This is a genomic window from Candidatus Omnitrophota bacterium, assembly GCA_014728045.1.
Taxonomy (GTDB): domain Bacteria; phylum Omnitrophota; class Gorgyraeia; order Tantalellales; family Tantalellaceae; genus WJMH01.
Map to the genome: position 1 here is coordinate 60,337 of WJMH01000017.1, position 10,070 is coordinate 70,406.

A 10,070-nucleotide genomic window follows, 5' to 3' on the forward strand; every position below is an offset into this window, starting at 1 on the left:
TTCTTCGGTGACGCCCGCGCGGGTGTCCGGACCGACGACAATGGAAGGTTCACCGGTTTTGATGACAAGGTCGCGGCGGATATCAAGGCTTTCTTCGAGGTTCTGGAAGAAGTGAGGGCTGAATACCCGAACCTCAGGGTGATGCCGACGCTTTTCAGTTTCGAACTTGCGGACAATGTCGAAAAAGAGGGCGATACGGTCGTGGGTGAGAACCCCGTGCTTCTGAAGGATGCCGTAAGCCGGTTGAGAGTGGTACGGGAGCTTGAGAATGTTCTCGGCGAATACTGGGCGCATCCGGGTATCTACGCATGGGACCTTTTCAACGAACCCGAAGGCTGTCCCGACCAGAGGATGGTCGTTTACGTGAAGAGGTATGTTCAGATGCTCGCGGAAAAGATACACGCCAGGGGCGGGAAAGTGACCGTGGGCAGTAAGAACCAGCAGACACTCATAGAGCACTGGTCGGACGTAGCCGCTATCGACATACTGCAGTTCCATATCTACGAAAAGGGCGTGCCCGTCTTCCGCAAGGCGGCTTCTGAGATAAGCGAGACAAAACCTGTTATTATCGGTGAAGCCGGTCAGAGGGACATGGACGGAAGCGGCATGAAGATGTCGCCGCGCAACGTCAGGCTCATACTCGACCGCGCAAGAGAGATGGGATACGGCGGCGTTATTTTCTGGAGGGACTCAGAATACGGATTTGAAAAGCCCGCTTCGATCTCGGAATGGCTTACCGTGTTACTGCCGGGGGTAAAAGCGCCCATGCTCGTTCTGAAGACCGCTCAGGGCGTTCCCGAAGAGGCGGTTTCCGAAAAGGTGGAGGCCGTTCCGGTGGAAGAGGAAGTTATAGCGGACATACCGCCTGTTGAGAAGGTGAAAATAGGTCCCGAACCGGAAGGGTTCACCAGCGAGCCCGAAGCGTTCGGTGCGGTGGCAAGATGGGAAATGCCCACTGTCATAGAGAAAATGAGGGACGGTAAACCAGTTAAGGTTAACGCTTTCGTAAATGGTTCGATCACCGATAATATCGGCACGGTAGAGAACGAGTTCGAGAACCTGAAGACAAAAGGCTGCGAAGCGGTAAGGGTGCATTTCGGGTTTTTACCCGCGGAGGACCGGATAAAGGATCTGGAGGCGGATCTTGTCGCGCTTTTCGATATGGCCAGGAAAACCGGTCTAAGGCTCGAGTTCGCGCTTATAGACATGGCCCTTGTGAACGAGATCCTGTCCAGGGACAGTCTGTGGGACGCCAGAGATTACAGGAAGAGCCTGGAAGAGCTGCTTTCTCTGTTCCTCCGGGTAAGAGGCGATTACGTGGCCGAATACGCCGAAGAAGCTCCGGAGACAGCCATAGTAGCAGATGAAGCCGACCTCAGGGGTCTTACATCCGGCGGCAATAAGATCAGGCCCGACGCGAGCAGCTGGATAGTTAACAGTAACGAGGAAGTGATCAAAAGCTTCATGGACCTTAAGAAGAAGATCGGCGAAGTCACGCTGAAAGTACGCGTGGACATAGATAATCTGCAGTGGGCCATGGCCATAGCCGGCGGTGTTGCCGCGCCTGAGGAAGAAGGCGGGCTCAGCGATACGGTCTATGACCAGGTTCAGCTTGAGATGTATATACCCAGGGATTTCAACGCGGAGAACCTCCAGTGGCTTCTGAACAAGATAAAGCCCCTGGCCGGAAGCAGGCTGCGTTTTGTTCTTCACGCGAGAGGTAAAGTGGATCCCGAAGTCGCCGCTAGGATCAAAACCGAATTCCCGAACTGCCTGGTCGTGGCCAATGAAAGGACGAGCGAAGGGGTAATAGGCGAGGCCAGGGATCTGATATCGGTCTCTCTCGAGCCCAGGCCCGACACGGGCGCCAGAAAGAACATTTCTTGGGTTTCATCGGCTCTTGCTGCGATTTTCTACGGTATTGGTACGGCCGCGGTATTGGCCCTGGCCGGTGACGTGCGCGTTGCCGTCCTGGCCGGATATGCCCTGGCATCCGTTGCGACGATATACGGTCTTCAGGCATTAGACCTCAAATACGGGATTATCGCGCGGACCGCAAGAGTCCTGGGCCGCGAAGAAGGTCTTATAGAGCCCTTTGAACGGGCGCGCGCGGCAGAGGCGGGCGTCGAAGAGATAGCCTATGTAAAGGACGGGGAGCTTTACGTTGACAAGGTCGAGATGGCAAGGCGTCCCGAAGCGGTGCAGAGACTTTATTATTTCCATGAACTTCTGCATCTTAGGGGTATCTCCTCACACGCAGGGTTATATATGGTCCAGGGTACCCTGCTTCCGGTGGTCATGGCCTATAGTATTATACATCCGGTACTTTCGGCGGCCTATCGGACGGCAGGCGCGATGGTAAAAGCCGCTTTATGGACCGTGAGCGTGGGGTTATCGCTTTTATGCGGGAAAAAACTGTTGAGGCCGGTGGTGGTAGCCGTGTTTCTGGCGGCTCTCGTTGCCGGATGCGGTCTTGATGAAGAGGTTGAAACGGGTGACAATTTTCCGCCTAACCAGGTCGGGGACAGGTGGGTGACGTATTATCAGGATACCGGGTACGTTCACACCGAGTACTGGAACCAGGGAGCCGATGAAGGCCAGCTCATTGAGCGCAGGAACGATAACGATTACGGCAGGCATACTCCCGAGGCGTTCGACGACTACGGCAGGATGAACTACCTTATCACCCCGGACGGCAGATACAACCTTTACGAATACTACCCGCGCGAGACGGAGGATACCGTGCCCCAGATCAGGGTCCAGACGATATGGGCCTCGGAGGAGGCATATCTGGCCGGGGATGAGCCCATCGAGATCATCGAACGTTACGAGGGTCTTTCCGACCAGGATTTCGGCTGGATCAAGAGGACCCAGCAGGCGACTTCTTCGGGCATGGATATAGCCGAATATGATGCTACTGATCTTGGCGACGGACTTAACTACGGCAGGCTTCTTGTTTATTTTGATTCATCCGTGGGAGAGTACACTCTTTACGAATGGAACAGCTGGGACGGCGTGGACCACCCCGGTCAGGTGAGAAAGACGACCTACAGGGGTATCTACCAGGTCTCCGCGGGGGATGATCTTCTGGCGGGTCTCAAAGACGCCGAGAAGTACATGCACTGGATCTACAATACCCATGGCGAGGAGAGGAACGTCGATACTCAGACCAACGGTTGGGAGCAGGTGGAATACTTCGTTTACGACACGAGCATGACCGTTACTTACTGGGATTCCGGTTTCGTCAAGACCATAGAGAAACCCGCCGAGACCGATGTTGCCGAGAGCCACGAGCTTTACGGCAAACACGTGAAATATTATTTCAGGGACGAGCCGGCCACTATCGGCAAGACCACCGGCAGGCTTTACCAGGTCGATAATTACACAGATAACTGGACAGATTCGATAAGCCACACCAATCCCTATCCGGAGGACCATAATGACCTCAGAAGGTTCGAGAAGATACGCGAGACGGCGGGTCAGATCACGGAGATACTGACGTATCACCCGACATCCGACACTTCCTCGCCGGGTCTTCCGTCCATGATAGAAAGGCCGCTCGATAACGTGACCTATTACTACGAGAACCTGCCTTTCTACGGGGACATAGGCAGGATGGTGATCGCCCTTGTGGGGGATGCACTCACGCTCGTCGAATATCATCCGGATACCGATACTGTAAGCGTAAAGCATGAATACACCGACCCGTCACTTCTGTCGGATCCCCTGGGCGTGGACCCCGAGTATGACCTGCCGGACAGGAGCCTCTATTTCAACGAGGCGGGCAACCTTATCCGGGTAGTCGATAACGTGGGCGTGGCCGTATACGATTATTACGTTTCCGGCAACCTCAAGAGCACTACCGGTGCGGATGGCATAACGTATTTATTCAACGATGAAATGACCCACCAGGACCCGGATACGGGGACATGGTACGGGCGTCTTTCGAAGGTCACCGACACGGCTGATAACACCGTAACGGATATTACCTACTATACCGCGGATGCCAACGACGAAAGGATCCAGAAGAAGGTCATCAGTGACCTCGATACTTCGCAGGTCATAAAAGAGATCACCTTTTACGAAGACGGACAGGTCGAGTCCCAGACGCTAACCGAGGCGGATGAACAGGGCAACGTTTACTATCATTACGATACCTCCGGCAGGGTTGATGTTAATGTACTTTCCGCGGCTAACGCGGAGGGCGAGATAGCTTTCGAATACGAGTACTGGGCGGATACCGATGTCGTGAAGATACAGAGATGCTATTCCGACGCTGACAGGCAGAACCTGGCCAGGACCATCGAGTATGACCAGAGCGGGAACGTGGTCTCTATTGAGGTCGTTGAGCTCATGCCAAGATTCCTTCCGCATATCTCGCCGCTCAGGGCGGGGATCCTCTCCGGTGCGGTGCTCGCGTTCACGCCAAGAAGCGCCTTTGCCGGCGAAGGAGCGTTCGCTTTTGCCGGGCCGATACTGAACCTTGATCCGGTGCTTCTCGGGGCGATAGTGCTTGGGGCGATTATGGCGGGTATCATAATGGGTACGGGTCTGGGGCCCAGGATAAAGAGGTTCATCAAGTCGCTCGCTTACCGCGTGGGACTCAGGTGGGGTGTTACCATGGCTGATATTGTGCCCAAATCCGTATCGCTTGATGATTACCCCATGGACCTGGGAGCGGCGGGGACCAATGATCAGACATACCGCAAGACGCATTCGGAAAAACGCGTGCGTGACGACGTCTTCGAGGGAAATAGGTATGTCCTTGTCGGTCTTGACGCGGAAGGTAACTTCGAGATAAAAGGCCGCGGCGAGAACGCTTCAGCCAATGTGCAGGTCATGAACGACAGGTTGAACGAGATAAACACCAGCGCCAGGCACAAGGCCTTCAGGCAGTTCATAGCCAATAACAAAGACCTGCTGGGCAAGTTCCAGCTGTATCTGGTCGAGCCCAGCCCGGACAGCCTCGCGGCGAAACATCCGCATCTTCTGACATGTGACGGCCGTAAATGGCAGGTCGCTTTCTCCGGTACCCGTGAAGGACGCGCGCAGGCCATATACATGACCAGGGCTTTCTTTGAAGGCATGCCGATAGAGGATGTTCTTCTGCCGGCTCTCAGCCAGCAGATAAGGCGCGCGGTGCTTCTGTATTATTTCTGGCACGTGCACGCGGGTAAAGCGTATCCCAGCGGAGAACATACACCGCAGGTCCAGGGGCTTCTCAACGAAATAGCCATGTCGGGTCCGGTCAGGGAAGAGATCGACGCGGTCATGCGTGAAGTGATCGAGAAACTGGACAAGCAGTTCGCCTTTGAGATGGAAGAAGTGGACAGGATGAAGCGCCTCATCGAAACCGCCATGAAAGAAATAGGCGATATCGGGGCGTTCCAGCAGATAATAGACAACCTCGAGGGCTTTAAGTCAAGTATAGCCGACAGGGATTACGACATGGCGGCAGAACAGTGGGGCACGATCAATTTCCAGATAAGTCTTCTGATCGGCCGTGAAGATGAAGTGTCCGAGAAGGTTTCCAGCAATGACGAGATCAACACCTTCCTCGAGATGGCCGATGAAATGAACATAGACGAAGTGCTCAACAGTTATCTGGCGGAATACGGAGTGTATAATCTCCAGGGCCAGGAGCAGGGCCAGGCCGTTGGAATACTGCATGTCATCGACAACCTTCAGGAAATGGAAGAGAGGTTCAGCCAGGCGACAGGCGACGAGATATGGGTCTTTCCTTATATGGACAAGAGGATCCCCCGAATAAAAGGCAGGGGAATCATCACCAGTATCGGCGGTGAAGGCCATTCGCTTGCCGTGGCACGCTCACAGGCTATTCCGCTTGCGATAATCCCCAACGCTGTGGAGTACCTTAAACAGTTCGAAGGCGAAGAGTGCATGTTCAGGGTGGACAGGGATGGTGTCGCGAGGTTACGCCTTGCCCATGAGGACGAGATCAAGCACAAGGAATCATACAGGCGCACTCCGCCGGCAAAGACCGTCACGGTACCCCCGGCGTCAATAGGACCCGATTCAGAGATGGTATACGGACTGGAGGACGTGGATATATTCTATTTGAACAGGGTTGGTCCCAAGGCCTCCAATCTCGGTCATATGGTCAATAACGGACTGCGCGATAATATCCCGCCGGGGAGCGCGCTCACCTTCGCTTTCAGTGACGCTTTCATGAAGAGTCCTGTTGACGAAGAGGGTAACACGCTGGAGAGCAGGATAGCGGAGATTGCCGAAGACATAATGATGGATCCGGCTACGGGCAAAATGAAATCGCCCGATAAGATAACGTCCGCCGACCGCGAGAAACTCGCGAGCATAAGGAAAATGATCATAGGTGCCGAAATGCCCGCCGAACTGAGAAGGATTATTCTCGCCGCGGCTAACGAGCTGAAGGATCAGTACGGCAACACATCCTTCTATGTAAGGTCCTCCTATAACTTCGAGGATCTTCCCGAGGCGAGCGCGGCGGGTCAGTACGAGTCATATCCCGATAACGATGAAATGCTTGAGGTTCGCACGGACGAACAGATAATCGAGGCCGTTAAACGGGTCATCGCCCAGAAATATTCGGAATCCGCGGTGGACATGAGACTTGAATACGGGGTTGAGGATAAGGATGTCTATGCGGGCGTCATACTCCAGGTCCCGGCTGTTTCAGCGGGGGTCGCTCACAGCATCGAAACGCCCCTTCTTTCCGGTACCATGAACACTTACGAGCCGGTTGACAGGAATAAAGGTGTGATAGAGATCAAAGCCGGATTTGGACTCGGGGCCGTGGTCTCTGGCCGGGGTGAACCGGCAAAGGCTCTGGTGAACAAGGTCACCGGCGAGGTCGATATAGTTAACAAGTATTCCCAGGCCGGCAGGAAACTCTTAATAGACCAGAGCGGTCATTTCAAGGCGGTGGACGTTACCGCCGAGGAAGCTCACTCGGAAGTGTTCTGGTCTGGACTGGTCGACAAGCTGGCGTCACTGGGAATGAAAATAGAGGATATGTTCTTCAACTGGACACAGGACGTGGAATGGGTATACACCCCCAAGGGAGAGATATACATAGTCCAGTCCAGGACAGTTCCGGAGATGCTCCTGACACTGGAAGCGACCAGCATGTACGCTCCGTTATACAAGGACTTTCTGCCGCTTATTTCCGATGCCGAACTGAGGTCTCTTGACCAGATGCGCAGGACGGGGGACGTGGACGGGCTGGTCGGGCAGTTGAAGTCCGGTATGAGTGAAGCCGACCTTCAGCGCAATATGCCGAGTGCTATCGCAAAAAGAGTGATCGCCTCGATGTACCTTAACCAGGTTCTGAAAATTGCCGAGAACAGGCAGAAACTCACTGAAGATCACCTGAACAGGATCAAAAGGGTCATATCCACGGGTAACATGTACGGCTGGGTGCTTGTCCCGTCGCTGGGTTATCTGGGGGATACTCCTTTGGCCGGAAATGTAAGAAAATATGTTTCGGAATACGCTGATCTTAAGAGGATACCGATGCCGCACTTGGGGAAGCTGGATTTCGCCGAAAGCGCTTTCAGGCTTGGTGATTACCAGAAGGGCGTCAGCAACATGACCTCCGCCAGCGTGATGAACGATTCGCCAAGAAGCGTTGCCGCAAGGGTCCTCAGCCTGGCGAAGAGATATCTTCTTGAAGAGGAGGATGTTCCCAGGGACGTGCGGGAGCAGGCGGCCACTTATTTAAGGGGTCTCAAGGAGACCTACAAGGGAGAGTGGGTGTCCGAGCAGATACAGCTTGTACTTAACAGGATGATGCCGGCGGAAGAGGTTTATGAAGAAGAGATAGCCGCCGAGGCCGAAACCAAAGAGCTGGCCCCGGAGAGTGCGGGTCCGCCTGAAGGATCACTTGCTGCACTATTAATTGCAGGCAAGCAGGATGAGTTCATTGATACCGCCTACGAGCGCATAGAGCCACAAGGCACCGATGCCGAAGCCGAGGGCACTTTCAGCATCGAAGTTACCAATACTCTGGGGCTGCATATGAGGCCCGCGGTTCTTCTTGAGAAGGTCCTCAAGAAAGCCCAGGTAAAAGCTGTTCTGGCCAGCGGTCTTTCCGCCGGGCAGGAATACAGGGCCATTGCCGGCATGACCATGGGCGCCGAACAAGGGCAGGAATTCATGATGACCCTGTCCGGCAGAGAGAGGGATATTAACTGGGCTGCGCGGGCAATGGAGGAAATTATCGACTCGACTCCCGATAAGAAGATAGAAAATGCCTTCAAGGTGACCATTGTCGAAATGAAGAAAAAAGAAGTAGTTCCTGATACGGAAAAAAGCGTGGACGAACTTCTGGGAGAATTCACCGTGGCAGTGGGAGCGCCCTCCGAAATATTCGATCTGCTGGGCTTCAGGGGCGTGAGGGAGCTCGAAAGAGAGACCGGCGCGAAGATCATCGCCATTGACAGCAAGACCAGTGAGGAGATGATAGAGGAGCTGGACAAGAAAACGCGCGGAGAAAAGACCGTATCAGCTATTCTTGACGTTACGGCGGATGAATTCAATAAGGAAGAGCTCAAGTCCGCGGTCAAGGAGTTCGCCGAAAAGACAAAGAGGGATATCATTGAACTTATGTTCCCGCACATTGCCGAACTTACTCCGGAGAACGTTAAAAGAGCGCGGAGTCTGGACGAGCTGAAGAACGTGACGGTCATCCTAGCAAGGCTGTTGCCGGAGATGGGTTCTTACAGGATCACCGAAAAGAGCATATACGACCTCAGGCTGCATAACATTTACGAGAAGTACAGTGTCAAATACACATCCGAAGCCCTGGATAAGATGAACGCTCTAAGAGGTAAAAAGGATCTCAGCGGCGAAAGGCACTACGTGGTGACCGCTATAGAGAGCGCCGGTGACATGAGGATGCTCGCCGATTCCATAAGGGAGCGCCGCCAGGTGCTGGAAGTGGTAGGTCCCGAGGACGACCCGGTACAGGATATAGTGCTTATCCGCAATTCCGCCGTTGAGGAGGAGCTGGATGAGTACATGGAAGCGACGGGGCTTGACGGGTACGTTGAAAGGGACAGGATAAGGTTCATTGAACAGGAACAGATCCTGACGCCGGAAGAAATGCTGGAAATGGTCCGTGAGATGACCGATCTGGCCGTCCGTGCCAATTCGGTGGCCATAGGCGCAAGAAGTGAGATAGTGGACCTTGAGAGCCCGGGCGCGATGGACATACTCAGCCTGGACAGGGAGGACCGTCTTCTCCTGGTGCAGATGGAAGAGGGTCTTGTCAGCCAGCTGTACAAGATGACCATAGAGATCATGTCCAATAACGACCAGAAACCGCTTACGGGAATAGACGGAAAGCTTGATCAGGTGGAGAGATACAACCTGTTCAATTACCTGCCGAAGGTGGAACCGGTGGACATGAAAGAGATGCGCGAATACGAGCAAAGGATACGTACTATACTCATAGCGGCGTAATCGGCTTTGTGATACGGTTTGGGTAAGTATACAGATAAACATAAAGGAAAGGAGACCAGGTAGGGGCTAGATAACAAAAAAGGTGTAGGGAAAGATGTGAAATGCAAAAAAACACCTTCCTGCATAAGCATCTTCACAAAGCACCAGGAAAAGGCCCTCCCCTTAGCGGGTAGGGCCTTTTTTTTTAATTCCTTCCGAGAAAAAAGACCCCGCGCAATACCTCCCGGAATAGTCTCTGAGGCCCTCCAGGGGCCTTAAGAGCTTAAATTATAAGACTTTAGGGGGGATTCTATCTCTTAAATCGGCAAAGACCTTAAAAGAGCTTAAAACAGGCCAAAGTTAGTATTTAAAAAATCTAAAAAACTTATATCTTTAATACGATGACATCTATAAAATATATATAAATTACTTAAATATGTTAAACATAAAATAGCCAGAAATACCCATTGATTTTAGGATGGTATGTGTTATCATATTATAGAACGAATTAACATAACAAAAAGTCAGTGCCATACCTTTTTACGGGGTTTTCGAAAGATAAAGGGTATGGCTTCGTGTTATCTGAGAAAGTTAAACGCTTAAATAAGTATTACAGTAATCAGGCCTTT

The 10,070-nt window shown here is 53.0% G+C and carries 1 protein-coding gene (running past one end of the window); it reads left to right on the forward strand.

The genetic code is table 11. The features are described from left to right. Positions 1-9,462 carry the 3' end of a hypothetical protein gene (locus tag GF409_06560; protein MBD3426877.1) on the forward strand. The gene continues 22,182 nt to the left of window position 1, outside the view, so only the last 9,462 of its 31,644 coding nucleotides appear in the window; the start codon falls outside the window, past its left edge; the stop codon is at positions 9,460-9,462. The last annotated feature ends 608 nt before the right edge of the window (positions 9,463-10,070 follow it).